Origin of the sequence: Methyloceanibacter sp. (assembly GCF_041573655.1) — a bacterium.
GTDB lineage: Bacteria > Pseudomonadota > Alphaproteobacteria > Rhizobiales > Methyloligellaceae > Methyloceanibacter.
The window spans coordinates 13685-30812 of sequence record NZ_JBFFQD010000015.1 but is presented as its reverse complement, the minus strand read 5'-3'; the positions used below and the strand labels follow the sequence as shown (position 1 = coordinate 30812).

The 17128-nt window shown below is 63.1% G+C and carries 12 protein-coding genes; 8 read left to right on the top strand and 4 right to left on the bottom strand.

Features of this window, described 5'->3' with window-relative positions:
• Nucleotides 1-133: 133 nt before the first annotated feature.
• On the top strand, nt 134-3784 hold the full coding sequence (locus tag ABY454_RS05510) for an AsmA-like C-terminal domain-containing protein (RefSeq protein ID WP_372929180.1): 3651 nt from the start codon (nt 134-136) through the stop codon (nt 3782-3784).
• Nucleotides 3785-3796: 12 nt separating this feature from the next.
• Here the strand turns inward: ABY454_RS05510 and tyrS are convergent, their stop codons facing one another.
• Nucleotides 3797-5050 (bottom strand): tyrosine--tRNA ligase, encoded by a 1254-nt coding sequence (tyrS, locus tag ABY454_RS05505; RefSeq protein ID WP_372929179.1) that lies wholly within the window; start codon nt 5048-5050, stop codon nt 3797-3799.
• Nucleotides 5051-5152: 102 nt separating this feature from the next.
• Complete coding sequence (locus tag ABY454_RS05500; RefSeq protein ID WP_372929178.1) at nt 5153-5824, bottom strand: alpha/beta hydrolase; 672 nt, start codon at nt 5822-5824, stop codon at nt 5153-5155.
• 277 nt (nt 5825-6101) lie between these two features.
• Between ABY454_RS05500 and ABY454_RS05495 the strand changes: the two genes are divergently transcribed.
• The 7 genes from ABY454_RS05495 to ABY454_RS05465 all read left to right on the top strand — a co-directional run bounded on the left by ABY454_RS05495 (nt 6102) and on the right by ABY454_RS05465 (nt 13143).
• The gene (locus ABY454_RS05495; RefSeq protein ID WP_372929177.1) at nt 6102-7253 is read left to right on the top strand and encodes a cysteine desulfurase family protein; all 1152 of its coding nucleotides are present in this window, start codon (nt 6102-6104) and stop codon (nt 7251-7253) included.
• 30 nt (nt 7254-7283) lie between these two features.
• Entirely contained in the window at nt 7284-8756 is a 1473-nt protein-coding gene (sufB, locus tag ABY454_RS05490; RefSeq protein WP_372929176.1) for a Fe-S cluster assembly protein SufB, read from the top strand.
• A gap of 42 nt (nt 8757-8798) precedes the next feature.
• Complete coding sequence (sufC, locus tag ABY454_RS05485) at nt 8799-9554, top strand: Fe-S cluster assembly ATPase SufC (RefSeq protein ID WP_372929175.1); 756 nt, start codon at nt 8799-8801, stop codon at nt 9552-9554.
• 9 nt (nt 9555-9563) lie between these two features.
• A complete protein-coding gene (sufD, locus tag ABY454_RS05480) occupies nt 9564-10916 on the top strand; it encodes a Fe-S cluster assembly protein SufD (protein ID WP_372929174.1) in 1353 nt (450 codons plus the stop codon).
• A gap of 12 nt (nt 10917-10928) precedes the next feature.
• Nucleotides 10929-12191, top strand: coding sequence for a cysteine desulfurase (locus tag ABY454_RS05475; protein WP_372929173.1), 1263 nt, complete (start codon nt 10929-10931; stop codon nt 12189-12191).
• 86 nt (nt 12192-12277) lie between these two features.
• Nucleotides 12278-12697 carry an SUF system Fe-S cluster assembly protein gene (locus ABY454_RS05470; RefSeq protein WP_372929197.1) on the top strand — a complete coding sequence of 140 codons (420 nt, stop codon included), beginning with the start codon at nt 12278-12280 and terminating at the stop codon, nt 12695-12697.
• Nucleotides 12698-12750: 53 nt separating this feature from the next.
• On the top strand, nt 12751-13143 hold the full coding sequence (locus ABY454_RS05465) for a HesB/IscA family protein (protein WP_372929172.1): 393 nt from the start codon (nt 12751-12753) through the stop codon (nt 13141-13143).
• A gap of 13 nt (nt 13144-13156) precedes the next feature.
• Here the strand turns inward: ABY454_RS05465 and ABY454_RS05460 are convergent, their stop codons facing one another.
• Both ABY454_RS05460 and parE read right to left on the bottom strand, forming a co-directional pair.
• A complete protein-coding gene (locus ABY454_RS05460; RefSeq protein WP_372929171.1) occupies nt 13157-14677 on the bottom strand; it encodes a DEAD/DEAH box helicase in 1521 nt (506 codons plus the stop codon).
• A gap of 341 nt (nt 14678-15018) precedes the next feature.
• Nucleotides 15019-17082, bottom strand: coding sequence for a DNA topoisomerase IV subunit B (parE, locus tag ABY454_RS05455; RefSeq protein ID WP_372929196.1), 2064 nt, complete (start codon nt 17080-17082; stop codon nt 15019-15021).
• Nucleotides 17083-17128 lie beyond the last annotated feature (46 nt).

Here is a 17128-nt window from a genome sequence, read left to right as displayed (position 1 = left end):
TCAAGTTGCCATGAGCAGACCAGGGCTCGCTGGTGTAAAACCAGTAGCGAGGTCGGTTGTTGCGCATGGCTGCGTGTTATCCGCGGCCGCGCAGCCAAGCGGGCTTGGCCAGATTTATGGGGCCTGTGACTGAATGGGCGAACCGATCGCAGGGGCTCTGGCTAAGCTGACCGCCGGCAGCGGTAAAGCCCTTCGCGCTCTGCCCGGCCAGGGCCGGGAGCTGGTGAAGCGCGTCCCTCCGCCTGTTCAGATCCAGCTTGCCAAGCTGTCGACCCGCAGTGCCCATCTCTTCCGTGAGATTTTCGCCGGCATCTTGGTCGTCGGCTTGATTGCCATTGTTTTTGGCTATGGCCGCTTAGCCAAGGGGCCGGTTTCGCTTCCGAACTTCGTTGAGCCCATCGAGACGGCGATCAACGATCAGTTGACGGATCTGCACGTCAAGATCGACGACGCGGTGCTCCAGCGCAGTGACGATGGGCCCGGCGTGTTGTTCCGCCTTCGCGATATTCGCCTCATCGACAAGGACGGCGAGGTCGTCGCGCAAGCCCCGCTCGCCGCTATCGGCATGAGTGGCAGTGCGCTCCTTTCGGGACGAGTCGCCCCCGGAAGCGTCGACTTCATCGGCCCGCGGCTTCTGATGTCCTATACGGACGACAAAGGCCTCTCCTTGGCCTTCTCCAAGAACGACGCGCAAAGCGATCAGTTGATCCGCGGCGCACTTCCCGCAGGTAAACCGCCGTCTGATGCGTTGGTGCCGCCGGCCGCGCCCTCTCAAGCGCCGCCGGCCAGCAGCCCTCGTCAGTTCGATCTGACCAAAACCGTGGAGGATGTGTTCGACCGCACGAGGGCTGGGGACACGTCCTATCTCACCCGTTTCGGTTTCAAGGACGCGATCGTTGTTCTCAACAACGATGGCGCGCAGACGCTCTGGCAGGTTCCCGACTTTGCCATCGATCTGGAGCACCTGGACAAGCGCAGCATTCTGGTGGGGCAAGCGAACGTCGCGTCGAGCCGGGGGGATTGGCAACTCGAAGTGCGCACCGAGCAGCGTACGAGGACGAACAGCCTCGGCATTACCGCGCTGATCGAGAATCTGGTGCCTTCCGGGATTGCCGGTAACTTCCCGTCCATCGGCATCCTCAAGGCGCTCGACATGGCCGTGGACGGCAAGGCCGACGCGGAGCTTTCGAAGTCCGGCGACTTCTTGTCCGGCGAAGCGAAGCTCAAACTGGCACCGGGACAGATCACCCCGCCCTGGGATCGTGACACGCCTGTGCGCATCGATCATGGCGATTTCACCGTGCGTTACATGCCCGAGACGGACGTGGTGGAGATCGCGCCTTCGACGCTGCGCTGGGGCAAGAGCAAAGCAACGTTCAGCGGCGAGTTCCGCCCCGTCCGTGATGCCCAAAAGAAGGTCGTCACCTGGAACTTTTCGATAAAGGGCGACGACGCCGTGTTCGGCGTCGAGGAGCACGGACTGGAGCCCATCACGATTGACGAGTGGACCGCCGTGGGAAGTCTCGCGCCGAAGGACGGTCACTTAACGCTGTCGCGTTTTGTCATCCGTTCGGGAGATGCCCAGATCACGGCGTCGGGCAACGTGGTCGACGCACCCGATTCCCCGGCGATCAGCCTCGCCGGCGAAGTCTCGCCCATGCCCATCGACACGCTCAAACTGCTATGGCCCAAATTTGTGGCGGGCAAGGCGCGGGAATGGGTTCTGGAGCGGGTGACCGGCGGCCAGCTCCTTGGCGGGCATTTCAAGGTGGCGCTTCCGGCCGGCGCGCTCGCGGTCCTTGAGCAAGGTGGCGATACGCCCGAAGGCGCCGTCAATGTCGAGCTCAACTTCAAGGACACGGGCATCGCCTATATTTCGGAGTTGCCGCCCGTGGTCACGGGTCAGGGAAGACTCACGATCACCGGAACGGAATTCACGGTCGATATCCCCCGCGCCAAGATTGTCGTGGCTGAAGGGCAAGAGATCCAACTTGGCGAAGGGCGCTTCTACATTCCCGATCTGCGCGAGGATCCGCAGCAGGGCGTCGTTTCGTTTCACGCCGGTGCCCCGACGCCCACGGTCATGAAGCTTCTCGACCATGAACCCCTGGGCTACCTCCAGGAAGTGGGCATGAAGCCCGATTTTCTTGGGGGCAGCGCCGAGGGGGCATTCACCCTGGCCATGCCGTTGAAGCACGATCTTGATTTCAAAGAGATCAAGATGAGCGGCCAGGCGCAACTCAACGATGCCATTGCCTCGAACATTGTTGGCGACATGGGCATCGAGGGCGGTGCGCTGAACGTGGGCCTGTCCGAGGAAGGCGTCACGGCGCGCGGGGACATCAAGATCAAGGGCGTGCCCGCCGAAATTTTCTGGCAACGCGTGTTCTACGCAGCAGACGAGGAGCAGCCGCCGATTCAAGTCAGCGCGAACCTCGACGAAAATTTGCGCAAGCAACTTGGTATCAAGGTCAATCACCTCGTGAAGGGGACGGTTCCGCTGACCCTGTTCGTCAAGGGGCTGGGGCAGGGGACTCAGCAATTGAGCATGGAGGCGGACCTGGGCAATGCGGAGCTCTTGTTCGGCAGCATGGGTTGGACCAAACCGGCCGGCAAGGCGGCGAAGGTCAGCTTCGACGTGGACCAACAAGACGACGGCTCAACCGGCCTCGACAATTTTAAGATCATTGGCGACGACATCGCCGTTCACGGCAAGATCGCGCTCGGGCCAGAGCAGCAGCTGAAGAGCTTCTATTTCTCCGACTTTTCGGTGAACGAGCTGACCCACATGGAGATCACCGCGAAGGTTCGCGAGGACCAGGTTCTCGTTATTCACGCCGAAGGCCCGAGCTATGACGGCAGGCAATTCTTCCGCTCGCTGTTCTCTGCGGGCCAACTGGCTGAAGACGGCTCGGCGGAGCCCGACGATCCTTTCGGCATCGATTTTACGGCGAAGATCGGGCGCGTGATCGGCTTCGACGACACATACGCCACGGACATGGACGTCATGCTCAAGAAGCGCAGCGGCCGGCTGACGGCGCTGCGCGGTAAGGGCAAGCTGAACGGCAAGTCGGCGGCCAGTGCGCAGCTGACGATGAAGAACGGCGCGCGGATTCTCAAGGCCGAGTCGCTTGATGCCGGTTCGGTGTTCCGATTGATTGGATTCTATCGCAGCATCGAGGGCGGTCAGGCCTCGCTTCAGGTCAATATGGACGCTGGCGGGCGCGGCACGAAGTCTGGAACCCTATGGGCGACCAACTTCAATGTCGTTGGCGATCGCGTGGTCGCCGACGTGCTCACCGATCCGAGCTCCGTCGCCGTGCTCGGTCAGGAAAACAAGAAGCACATCGCCAGATCAAAGATTAAGTTCAAACGGCTGCGCGCGCCGTTCGTCGTCGGCGGCGGCAAGTTCCGCTTACGCGATGCCTACATCAACGGACCGCAGCTCGGCGCCACCATGCGCGGCACGGTGGACTTTAAATCGCAGACCGTCGCCCTTGGTGGCACCTATGTGCCGCTCTACGGTCTCAACTCCGCGCTCGGTGCCATTCCAATTCTTGGCCGCGTGTTTGTCGGGCGCCAGGGCGAAGGCGTGGTGGGCATTACCTTCGCCATCAAGGGTAAGCTCGATGATCCCACCGTGCTGGTCAATCCGATGTCGGTCATGGCACCGGGAATCTTCCGGCAAATTTTTGATTTCCACGGTGGCGGTGTGCCGGCGGGACGGGCGGCCGCAAAGACGAAGCCGGAACCGACCAGAACGTTCCAGAATCCCCAGTATTAGCGGACGATCCGCCTAGACGGGCCGGATCAGGGCGTGGCGCTTCTTGCCGAGCGAGAGCTTAATCACGCCGTCGTCCGTCAGGTCCGACAGTGTGAGCACCCGGCGGGCATCTGTCACCGGCGTATCGTTGACCTTGATCCCGCCGCCCTTGATGTGGCGCCTGGCCTCGCCCGTCGACGTCACGAAGCCGGCGAGCATGCTGGCGTTCAACACGCCTACGCCCGCTTCGAGCTCCCCGCGCGGCACGTCGATGCTCGGCAGGCTCTCGGCGATCTGCCCTTGCTCGAAGGTGGTGCGCGCCGTTTCCGCCGCGCGGTCGGCGGCGTCGCGTCCGTGCACGAGGGCCGTCGCTTCGGTGGCCAGGATCTTCTTGGCCTCGTTCATCTCCGCGCCTTCAAGCGCCGCCAGCTTGTCGAGCTCCGGGAGCGGCAATTCGGTGAACAGTTTGAGGAAGCGCGGTACGTCGGCGTCCTCGGCGTTCCGCCAATACTGCCAATAGTCGTAAGGGGAGAGCATGTCCGGGTTGAGCCAAATTGCCCCCGCCGCCGTCTTGCCCATCTTGGCGCCCGAGGCGGTCGTGAGTAGCGGCGTCGTGAGCCCGAACAACTCGGCGCTTTCGGTGCGCCGTCCAAGCTCGATGCCGGTGACGATGTTGCCCCATTGATCGGAGCCGCCCATCTGCAGCCGGCAGCCTTCGCGGCGGTAGAGCTCCACGAAGTCGTAGGCTTGCAGCACCATGTAGTTGAACTCGATGAAGCTTAAGTTCTGCTCGCGTTCGAGGCGCAGCTTCACCGAATCCTGGCTCAACATGCGGTTGACGCTGAAATGGCGTCCGTAGTCCCGCAAGAAGTCGACGTAGTTGAGCGCTTCGAGCCAATCGGTGTTGTTGACCAGCCTCGCGTCCGTTTCGCCGTCGCCAAAGGCGAGGAACTTGGAGAACACGCTTTCGATCCCGCCGATATTGGCGTCGATCTGCTCTTCGGTGAGGAGCTTGCGCGTTTCGTCTTTACCGGAAGGGTCGCCCACCTTGGTGGTGGCGCCACCGATCAAGACGATCGGCTTGTGTCCCGTCTGCTGCAGCTTCCGTAGCAGCATGATGCTGACCAGGTTGCCCACATGCAGGCTCGGCGCCGTGCAGTCGAAGCCGATATAGCCGGTGATGACCTCCGACCGCGCGAGATTGTCGAGCGCGGCCTCGTCCGTGCACTGGTGAATGTAGCCCCGAGTTTGGAGCTCATGCAGAAAGTCCGATTTGACAGTGCTCATGGGCAGGCCGCTGGGCGTCTCATAGTGTTCGCCAGAGCCTCTATCAGGTTTGCCGCCGGATTACCAAATCCGGAGCCGTGGCGAACTGGGGAGAACGCCGCCTTACGCCGCCGACTCTTTCTTCTTCTTGTTCGGCTTGCCGAGGCGCTTGTCGAGATAGCCCTGCACCACGTCCATCAGGCCGTCCATCCGCTCCTCGAAGAAGTGGTTGGCGTCGGGCACGGTCGAATGGTCGATGACGATACCCTTCTGCGTCTTCAACCGGTCCACGAGCCCGCGCACCGATTCGGTCGGCACGACGCGGTCCTTGGCGCCGTTGACCATCAGCCCGGAGGACGGGCAGGGCGCTAAGAACGTAAAGTCGTAGAGGTTGGCGGGCGGGGCCACGGAGATGAAGCCCTCGATCTCCGGTCGGCGCATCAGAAGCTGCATGGCGATCCAGGCGCCGAACGACACGCCACAGATCCAGCAAGCCGGGGCATCGGGGTTGTAGCCCTGGAGCCAGTCCAGGGCCGTGGCGGCGTCGGCGAGTTCGCCGGGTCCGTTGTCGAACAAGCCCTCGCTACGCCCCACGCCGCGAAAATTGAACCGCAGCACGGAGAAGCCGCGCTTCTGGAAGGCGTAGTACAGGTGGTAGACAACCTGATTGTTCATCGTCCCGCCGAACTGCGGGTGCGGGTGCAGAATCAGCGCGACCGGCGCGCTCGTAGACGGCTGATGGTGGTAGCGGGCTTCGATCCGACCGCTCGGGCCGCTGATATTGACTTCAGGCATAAACTCCGGGCCTCACAGGCGTTGTTTCGCCGACGATGTGTCGCAAGATTTCTATATGGGGCGTTGCAGCGGACGTACCAAACAAGCCGCCAATCCTTGACTTCGCGGCCCCGGAAACCTATACAAATTCAAGAAGATTAGAATTCTTCCAAACAAGACCGTTCCAAATCAGCTGGGCGCTTGGAGTGGTCCATTGCAGGCCGCGCTTCATAGCACGTGCGACGGGGGCACGCGCAAGCATTAACCGGCGGCATACAGCCGCGAGCACCGGCGGAACATGAACCAGCGCTCTTATCTTGATTACAACGCCACTGCGCCGCTTCGTCCCGAAGTACGCGAGGCCGTGGCCGATGCGCTTGGGCACGCCGGCAATCCGTCCTCCGTACACGCCGAGGGACGGGCCGCTCGTGCGGCCATCGAAGAGGCAAGGGGACGGGTCGCGAGCCTTGCCGGCGCTCGCCCTGAGGACGTGATCTTCACCAGCGGCGGCACCGAGGCCAACGTAACCGTCCTTGCCGAGCCGGCGGCCGATGAGTCTTGGCAGCTCTACCTCTCGGCCATCGAGCATCCGTCGGTGTTGTCGGGCGGACGCTTCCACCCAGAGACCACGACCATGATCCCTGTGACCGCAGACGGCGTTGCCGATCTTGCCGCGCTCGCCATGACGCTGGAGAAGCACAAGCCGGGCGGCTGGCGGCCGCTGGTGTCGCTCATGGCCGCCAATAACGAGACGGGTGCGATTCAGCCCGTGCGCGAGGCAGCTGACATCGTGCATGAGGCCGGCGGTCTTCTGCACAGCGATGCGGTGCAGGCGGCAGGCCGCATTCCCCTCGATATGACAAGCCTCGGCACCGACATGCTGACCCTATCGGCCCATAAGATCGGCGGACCGAAAGGTGTCGGCGCACTCGTCCTGAAAGAGGGCGTGCGCGTGGAGCCTTTGATTAAGGGCGGTGGCCAGGAAGGCCGCCGCCGCGCCGGTACCGAGAACGTCCCTGGCATTGTCGGATTTGGCGTCGCGGCAGAGCTTGCCGCCAAGGAGCTTGGCGATGTCGCGGCGCTCGCGGCCTTGCGCGATCAGCTCGAGGAGGGCGTGCGCGCCGTTGCCGCCGATGCGGTGATCGTCTCCGCGTCCGCGCCCCGGCTTCCTAACACCTCATGCATCGCCGTGCCCGGCGTCAAAGCCGAGACCCTGGTCATCGGGCTCGATCTCGCCGGTATCGCGGTGAGTGCTGGGAGCGCCTGTTCCTCAGGCAAGGTCGAGACGTCTCACGTGCTCGAAGCCATGGGGCTTTCGCCGGAAATCGCGGGCGGCGCGGTTCGCGTAAGCCTTGGTTTTGGCACCAAGAATGACGATATCAAGAGGTATGTGAGCGCCTTTGGCGAGCTGATCAAGCGACTTAAGCGAAACGCAAAAGAAGCGGCCTAACAGGTTCCGCTAACAGGAGAATTTGGGACAGTGCCTGCAGTTGAAGAAACCGTCGAACGCGTCAAAGAGATCGACGTCGACAAATACAAATACGGCTTCTCTACCGAGATCGAAGAGTCCCGGGCGCCCAAGGGCCTGAACGAAGACACGATCCGCTTCATCTCGGCCAAGAAGCGCGAGCCCGACTGGCTGCTGGAATGGCGGCTGGAGGCCTATCGCCGTTGGCGCACCATGCAGGAGCCCACCTGGGCCAATGTGCAGTACCCCAGGATCGACTTTCAGGACCTGTACTACTACGCCGCGCCGAAGAGCACGGAGGGGCCCAAGAGCCTCGACGAGGTCGATCCGGAGCTGCTGAAGACCTATGAGAAGCTCGGCATCCCGCTGAAAGAGCAAGAAGTGCTGGCGGGCGTGGAAGGGGCGCCGAAGGTTGCGGTCGATGCCGTGTTCGACAGCGTCTCCGTGGTCACCACCTTCAAGGAGGAGCTGGCCAAGGCGGGCGTGATCTTCTGCTCGATCTCCGAGGCGGTGCGCGATCACCCCGAACTGGTGAAGAAATATCTGGGCTCCGTGGTGCCGGCGACCGACAATTTCTACGCCACGCTGAACTCCGCCGTGTTCTCCGACGGCTCGTTCGTCTACGTGCCGGAGGGCGTCCGCTGCCCGATGGAGCTGTCCACCTATTTCCGCATCAATGCCGAGAATACCGGCCAATTCGAGCGCACGCTCATCATCGCCGACAAGGGCTCTTACGTGAGCTATCTCGAAGGCTGCACCGCGCCCATGCGCGATGAGAACCAGTTGCATGCCGCCGTGGTCGAACTCGTCGCGCTCGAGGACGCCGAGATCAAATACTCAACGGTGCAGAACTGGTATCCCGGTAATGCCGAGGGGAAGGGCGGCGTCTACAACTTCGTCACCAAGCGTGGCGACTGCCGTGGCGACCGCTCCAAGATCTCCTGGACGCAAGTCGAGACCGGCTCGGCCATCACCTGGAAGTACCCGTCCTGCATCCTGCGTGGGAATGGCTCACGTGGCGAGTTCTACTCGATCGCCATCTCCAACGGCTATCAGCAGATCGACAGCGGCACCAAGATGATCCATCTCGGCAAGGACACGTCGAGCCGCATCATCTCCAAGGGCATCGCCGCCGGTTTCTCCAACAACACCTATCGCGGGCTCGTCTCGGCGCACCGCAGGGCGACCAACGCGCGGAACTTCACCTGCTGCGACTCGCTCCTCATCGGCGACAAATGCGGTGCGCATACCGTGCCGTATATCGAGGCTAAGAACGCGAGCGCGACCTTCGAGCACGAGGCCACGACCTCGAAGATTTCCGACGATCAGTTGTTCTATTGCCTCAGCCGCGGTCTCTCCGAAGAGGAGGCGGTGGCGCTCATCGTCAACGGCTTCGTGCGCGACGTGCTCCAGCACCTGCCCATGGAGTTCATGGCCGAGACCCAGAAGCTCATCGGCATCAGCCTCGAAGGCTCGGTGGGCTAGGCCAAATCGAATCTCATACCAAGGACTTGGAAAGACGCATTCATGCTTGAGATCAAAAACCTCCACGCCAATGTCGACGGCCGCGAGATCCTGAAGGGCCTCGACCTCACTTTGCCCACGGGCGAGGTGCACGCCATCATGGGCCCGAACGGTTCCGGCAAATCCACGCTCGCTTATGTGCTCGCCGGCAACGAGGACTACGAGGTCACCGAAGGCTCCATTGCCTGGGACGGCAAGGACCTCACGGAGATGGACCCGACCGAGCGCGCCGTCGCAGGCGTGTTTCTCGCCTTCCAGTACCCGATGGAAATTCCCGGCGTTGCCACCATGACTTTCCTGCGCAGCGCCGTGAACGCGTTGCGGAAAGCGCGCGGGGAGGAGGAGCTCTCCACGCCGGACTTCTTGCGCTTGGTGAAGCAGAAGGCCAAGGGCCTCAAGATCGACATCGAGATGCTGCGCCGGCCGCTCAATGTCGGCTTCTCGGGCGGTGAGAAGAAGCGCAACGAGATCTTGCAGATGACGCTGTTGGAGCCGGAAATCTGCGTCCTGGACGAGACCGATTCCGGCCTCGATATTGACGCGCTGCGCATCGTCGCCGACGGCGTGAATGCCTTGCGCACCAAGAAGCGCTCCATGCTCGTCATCACCCACTATCAGCGGCTGCTCAACTATATCGTGCCCGACAAGGTACATGTCATGGCCGATGGGCGGATCGCGCGCTCCGGCGGGCCTGAGCTGGCGCTCGAGCTCGAAAAGTCGGGCTACGCCGAGTTCGGCGGCAAGGCCACGGCGGCGTAAGGGGTCAGCATGGAATTGTCCGTCCACCAGTTCCGCAGCAAGGCCGAGCAGCAGCTGTTCGACCTGTTTGCCCAGTCGGCCGCAGCGCTGCCGGGCGCGGCCAACCCGTTCGTTTCGGGCCTGCGCGAGCAGGCGATCAAGACCTATGGCAGCCTCGGGCTGCCCCATCGCCGCGTCGAGGCCTGGAAATATACGGATCTGCGCGAGCGCATTGGCGATATCGGCCCGCTAATCGGATCAGGCGGCGCGCGCGCCGGCGAGGCGGAGCTGGAAGCGGCGTTCGGCGAGGGTCTCGCGCATCTCCCCGCTTATCGCCTTGTCCTGGTGGAAGGCGCATTGCGCGTGGAGCTGTCGGACATGTCGGACTTGCGCGCCGCCGGCGTCGAGGTCGGCGCTCTGGCGCATATGCTCGAAATGCCGCCCGCATGGCTGAAGGAGACGCTTGGCCAGGTCAATCCGCGTGAGGACGATGCGGTGCTCGCGCTCAACACGGCTCTCATGACCGGCGGCGTGGCCTTACGTCTCGCCGAAGGCGTGACGCTCGATAAACCCATCCATATCGTCCATCTCGACGGGACGGGCGCGGCGGCCTCGGCTTTCACCCGCAACGTGATCGTGGCGGAGACGGGCGCCTCGGCCACCGTGCTGGAAAGTTTTGGCTCGCTGGGGCTGAAGGGGCTGCTGCGCAACGCCGTGACCGAGGTCAAGCTCGGCGACAAATCGGCGATTCAGCACGTGAAGCTTCAGCGTGAAGCCCTTGAAACGATTCACCTGAATACTTGGCTGGCGAACATCGCCACGGACGCGCGCTACAACGCCTTCCAGCTCTCCGTTGGCGCGGAACTCGCGCGCAATCAGCTCTATGTGGGCTTTGACGGCGAAGGCTCGGCGACGGATGTCTCCGGTGCCACGCTCGCGCGCGGCAAGCAGCATTGCGACACGACGCTCATTGTCGAGCATCGCGTGCCTCGATGCGAAAGCCGCGAGCTCTACAAGCTGGTGCTGGACGACGACGCCCGCGGCATCTTCCAAGGCAAGGTCATCGTCTTGCCGGACGCGCAGAAGACAGACGGCAAGCAGATGGCGCAAGCGCTGCTGCTGTCGGAGACGGCCGAGTTCGACTCCAAGCCGGAGCTGGAGATCTTTGCCGACGACGTGGTTTGCGGCCACGGCGCCACGTCCGGCCAGATCGACGAGGACTTGCTGTTCTATCTGGAGTCTCGCGGCTTACCCGAGGAACAAGCCCGCGCGCTGCTGATTCAGGCCTTTGTCGGCGAGGCCTTCGAGGTCCTGGACGACGAAACCTTGCGCGATGCCTTCGCCGCCACGGCGGCCGACTGGCTCGGCGCACCGGCGGAGTAGGGTGGAGGGCCAATGACCGTCATCACCCCGTCGGCCAAAGCGGTTTGCGCAACGGACGGCTTCGATATCGACGCCATCCGCGCCGACTTTCCCATCCTGACTGAAAAGGTCCACGGCAAGCCGCTGACATATTTGGACAACGGCGCCTCGGCCCAGAAGCCCCGTCAGGTCATCGAGGCCGTCTCCAACGCGTACACCCACGAATACGCCAACGTGCATCGCGGGCTGCATCACCTGTCGAATGTCGCCACCGCGAATTTCGAGAAGGCGCGCGAGACGGTGCGAGCGTTCCTCAACGCGGCCTCGGACGAGGAGATCATCTTCACCCGCAACGCCACCGAGGCGATCAACCTGGTGGCGTCTTCGTTCGGGCGTCCGCGCATCGGTGAAGGCGACGAGATCCTGCTCACCATCATGGAGCACCACTCCAACATCGTCCCTTGGCACTTCATTCGCGAGCGCCAAGGCGCGGTGCTGAAATGGGCGCCGGTATCCGACGACGGCGAATTCCTGCTGGACGAGTTCGAGAAGCTCATCACACCGCGCACCAAGATGATCACCGTGACGCACATGTCCAACGTGCTCGGCACCATCGTGCCGGTGAAGGAGGTGGTGCGGATCGCGCACGAGCGTGGCATTCCGGTCTTGGTCGATGGCGCGCAAGGGGCGGTGCATCTGCCTGTGGACGTGCAGGACCTCGATTGCGACTTCTACACCTTCACCGGACACAAGCTGTACGGGCCGACGGGCATTGGCGTGCTCTACGGCAAGAAAGAGCTGCTGGAGGCGATGCCGCCTTACCAAGGCGGCGGTGAGATGATCGGCTACGTCACCACCGACGAGGTGACTTACGGCAAGCCGCCGCACCGTTTTGAGGCGGGCACCCCAGCCATTGTCCAGGCCATCGGTCTGGGGGCGGCGATCGACTATGTGGAGTCCATCGGACGCGAGCACATCAAGGACTACGAAGGCCGGCTCCTGGACTACGCCATGGAACGGCTTGGCTCGCTCGACTGGCTCAAGATTTATGGCCGCGCGGAGGGCAAGGGCAGCATCATTTCCTTCGACGTTGAGGGCGCCCATGCCCACGATGTGAGCACGATCCTCGACCACCATGGCGTGGCCGTGCGGGCCGGAACCCATTGCTGCGAGCCGCTCCTGGCGCGCTTCGGCGTAAGCTCCACGTGCCGGGCCTCGATGGCCATGTATAATACGCCTCAAGAGATCGACCGGCTGGTGGAGGCGCTCCACAAGACCCGTGAGATGTTCGCTTAAGAGTGACCGCGAAGATGATTGAAAAGACTCAACGAAACGATCCTGCCGAAACGCCTGACGAGACATCGCCAGGCACGCCGCAGTCCGTGCCGGGACACGTTCAGACGCCGGCCGAGGCTCCCGCGCAAGGCCAGCCGGGCGCCGAGCCCGAGCCTGCCGCGATCGTGGACGCGTCGTCGTCGTCCATTCCTCCCGACGAGCTCGAGCGGCTCCATGGCGACCTGGTTGCCGCGCTCAAGACCGTGTTCGATCCGGAGATCCCCGTCGACATCTACGAACTGGGTCTGATCTATAAGGTCGAGATAGACGACGACCGCAATGTCGAGGTCGAGATGACGCTCACGGCGCCGGGCTGCCCTGTGGCCGGCGAGATGCCGGTCTGGGTGGAGAATGCGGTTTCATCCGTCCCGGGTGTCGGGCAGGTGAAGGTCAATCTGACCTTCGATCCGCCCTGGGACATGGCGCGCATGTCCGACGAGGCGCGGCTTGCCCTGAACATGTTCTAACGCTGTGCTTTCAAGGACTTGAACGCACAGGCAAATCATCCCAGGTTTCTACTATGACCGACCGTTCCCAAGTTTCCAGTCCCCAAGTGATGCGCCTGACCGAGGCCGCCGCCGACCGCATCCGCCAACTCGCTGCCGACACCGGCAAGGAGATCGAAGGCGTGCGCATTGGCGTGAAGAATGGCGGCTGCGCGGGGATGGAATACACGTTGGAATACGCGGAAACGCGCGGGCCACATGACGAGGTGGTGGAAGACAAGGGCGTCAAGCTTCTGATCGATCCGAGCGCGGTGATGTTCCTGCTCGGCACCGAGATGGATTATCAGGTGGATCAGATGCGTTCGGGATTCGTGTTCAACAACCCGAACCAGACGAGCGCTTGCGGCTGCGGTGAATCGGTGATGCTGCGCCCCGCTGGCGAGGCGGCGCCCGAAACCGTCGACTAGGTCTTCAGAAGTTTTACGGGACGCGAACCGGCCGCATCATGAAGGCCGGAACGTGATCGCCCATGCCTTGGGTTCTGCCTTGGGTCTTGCCCTGAGACTTGCCGCCTTGCGTCTTGCCGCGCGGGGCGTCGTTGCACTTTCCGCGATCTTGGGCGGCGGATTGTTGGCCTTCAGCGCGTTTGCCCTGACCCCTCTTGCCGCGACGCCCGTCATTGCGCCGGTCGTCGGCGCGCTTGGGCTCTGCGGTTTCGCCCTCGGCCGCATTTTGGGGCTCTGATGTGCTCGCCGGGGCCTCTTTGGCCTCGCTCCGAGAACGTCCAGTCCTTTGTCCGCCCCGCCGTCCACCGCGCCGCGACCGTCCGCGTCCGTTGCCGCGATCGGCAGCTTCCGCCTCGGCGACCTCTTCGGGCGCGATGGCGCCGTCGAGCCAGGTAATCTCTTCTTTCAACATGGCCTCGATGGCCTTCAGCGCCTTGTAGTCCTTCGGCGTCACCAGCATGGCGGCATAGCCTTCGCGGCCCGCCCGCCCGGTACGTCCGATGCGATGGACGTAGTCTTCCGGGTGTACCGGCACGTCGTAATTGAAGATGTGGCTCACGTTGGGGATGTCCAGGCCGCGCGCCGCCACGTCACTGGCGACAAGAAAGGCGATCTCGCCGTTGCGGAATGCCTCGAGCGTGGCCATGCGCTGGCGCTGGTCCATATCGCCATGCAGTGCACCGACATTGAACTTGTGCCGGTGGAGCGACCGGTAGACGACGCCGACATCTTTCTTGCGGTTGCAGAAGATGATGGCGTTCTTGACGTCGACCTCCTGCATCAGTTCGCGCAAGGCCTGCCGCTTCGCCGCCGGTGCGTCCGATGTCTTCTTCAGGCGCTGCACGATGGTCGACGCGGCGGTTGCCGGCGGGGAAACTTCGATGCGTTCGGGAGTGTGAAGGAAATTGTCGGCGAGGCGTTGAATTTCTGGCGGCATGGTCGCCGAGAAGAAGAGGGTTTGCCGCGTGAAGGGAAGCATTTTGCAGACGCGCTCGATATCGGGAATGAATCCCATGTCGAGCATTCGGTCGGCTTCATCGACCACCAGGATCTCGATGCCGTTGAGCAGCAGCTTGCCGCGCTCGCGGTGATCGAGAAGGCGGCCCGGCGTGGCAATCACCACATCGGCGCCGCGGTCCAGCTTCTTGTCTTGTTCGTCGTAGGACACGCCGCCGATGAGCAGCGCCACCGTCAGTTTGTGGTTCTTGCCGAGAAGCTCGAAGGCTTCGGCGACCTGGGCGGCAAGCTCGCGTGTCGGCTCCAGGATCAGCGTGCGCGGCATCCGCGCCCGGGCGCGTCCACGCTCCAGCCGCGTCAGCATCGGCAGCACGAAGGAGGCTGTCTTGCCGGTTCCGGTCTGGGCGATGCCGAGCACGTCGCGGCCGGTGACCGCGATCGGGATGGCGTTCGCTTGAATTGGGGTGGGGGTCTCGAACCCTGCCGCTTCGACGGCAGAGACAACGTTAGGGCTTAGGCCAAGATTCGAAAAGCTCATGCGTTAGCAAAAATACCGCGCTAACTCTCGCCGCGCGTATCTTCTTTCTATGTGCGCAAAGGATTGCTGCTACGATTCGTGGGCTCTGCGCAAGACACCACCGCAGCATTACGGCCTTATGACCGTATCCAATGACCTCTCACATAGGCGGCATGGGCGGAGCGCGCAAGGGGCAAAAGTTCGCATAAGCAGGGTAAACCCCCGGGAAACCATGTGTTCGGGGGCTCCGGCGGGGTCGAAGGCCGTGCCGGGCACCGGCAAAAAACCCCAAGGGGCAAGCAAACCGCCGATCCTGTTCCGAGCCGCGCTGGCGCCGGCAGGTCCGGTTAGATGTCCCCGGCTCAGATATCCAAGGCGTCCGGCTCGGCGAAGGCCGCGTGCTCCTGGATGAACTTGAAGCGCGCCTCGGGCTTGTTGCCCATGAGCCGATCGACAGCCTTGGTCGTGCCGGTGCGGTCGTCGTCGTCGATCTCGACACGCAGCAGCGTGCGCGTCGCCGGGGCCATGGTCGTCTCTTTCAGTTGCCTGGGAAGCATTTCACCCAAGCCCTTGAAACGACTCACGTCGATCTTGCCCCGTCCGTTGAACTCGGCCTTCATCAGCGCGTCCTTATGCGCATCGTCGCGGGCGTAGAGGGTCTTGGCGCCCTGGCTGATGCGATAGAGCGGCGGCACGGCAAGATAAAGATGTCCGCCGTCGATGAGCCCTTTCATCTCGCGATAGAAGAAAGTGATCAGCAGCGAGGCGATATGCGCGCCGTCCACGTCGGCGTCGGTCATGATCACCACCTTGTCGTAGCGCAAATCTTCCTCGCGATAGCGCGAGCCCGTGCCGCAGCCCAGCGCCTGGATCAGATCGCTCAAGAGCTGGTTGTCGGCGAGCTTCGATGAGCTGGCGGAGGCCACGTTGAGGATCTTGCCGCGTAAAGGGAGCACTGCTTGGCTAGCGCGGTCGCGTGCCTGCTTGGCGGAGCCGCCGGCGGAGTCGCCCTCGACGATGAAGATCTCAGTGCCTTGCGCACCGCCGGCCGAGCAGTCGGCCAGCTTACCGGGCAGACGCAAGCGGCGTGTCGCCGTCTGCCGGCCAATCTCCTTTTCTTTGCGGCGGCGCAAGCGCTCCTCGGACCGGTCCACCACCCAGTCCAGCAGCCGCCCCGCTTGGTTCGGGTGCCCCGTCAGCCAATGGTCAAAGGCATCGCGCACGGCGGTTTCCACCACGCGTGATGCCTCTTGCGTCGCAAGCCGGTCCTTGGTCTGGCCCTGGAACTCCGGCTCGCGGATGAACACCGACAGCATGGCGCCCGCCGTGCCGACCACGTCATCGGCGGTGATCTGGCTGACGCGCTTGACGCCCGCAAGCTCGCCATAGGCGCGCAAGCCCTTGGTCAACGCCGCGCGCAAGCCCGCCTCGTGCGTGCCGCCGTCGGGCGTCGGCACCGTGTTGCAGTACGAATTCACAAAGCCGTCGGCGCTTGCCACCCACGCGACAGCCCACTCCACCGAGCCATGGCCGTTGGATCTTTCGATGCGCCCGGCGAAGATGTCGTTGGTGACCGTGGTCTGGCCTTCGATGCGCTCAGCGAGAAAGTCCTTCAAGCCGCCGGGGAAATGAAGCTCGGCCTTCTCTGGCGTCTCTTTGTCGGTGATCAAGGTTTTGGCGCAGGACCAGCGGATGGTGACGCCACGGAACAGATACGCCTTGGAGCGCGCCATGCGGAACAGGCGCGCCGGCTTGAAGGCGGCACCCTTGCCGAAGATTTTGGGATCTGGCCGGAAGCGCACTTTGGTGCCGCGTCGGTTCTTGATGGGACCCAAGTTCTTGAGAGGCCCGTCGGGTTTTCCTTGCGTGTAGCGCTGCCGGTAGAGTTTCTGGCTGCGCGCCACCTCGACTTCGAGATGTTCCGACAGCGCGTTCGCCACGGACACGCCGACACCATGTAGGCCGCCGCTTGTGGCGTAGACCTTGGAGTCGAATTTTCCGCCCGCGTGCAGCGTGGTCATGATGACCTCGAGCGCCGACTTCTTCTTAAACTTCGGATGCGGGTCGACGGGAATGCCGCGGCCGTTGTCGGTCACGGTGAGATAACCGTCTTTGCCCAGTTCCACGTCGATGCGGCTCGCGTGCCCCGCCACCGCCTCGTCCATGGAGTTGTCCAGCACCTCGGCGAAGAGATGATGCATCGCCTTCTCGTCGGTGCCGCCGATATACATGCCCGGGCGCCGGCGGACCGGCTCCAGCCCCTCCAGCACCTCGATATCGGCCGCGGTATAGGCCTCGCCGGTCACCGTCCCGCGTTTGCCTTTGGCGCCCCTTTTCGCAGGACTTTTGGCAGGCCGTTTCGGCGCGGCGTCGAATAGATCGCGCGAAGCGGCAGACTTACGTGTGGATTTACGCTTGGTGGCGATGGACGCACTCCTTGTGCCGGGGCCGGTCGCGGCCCGCGCGAATGGC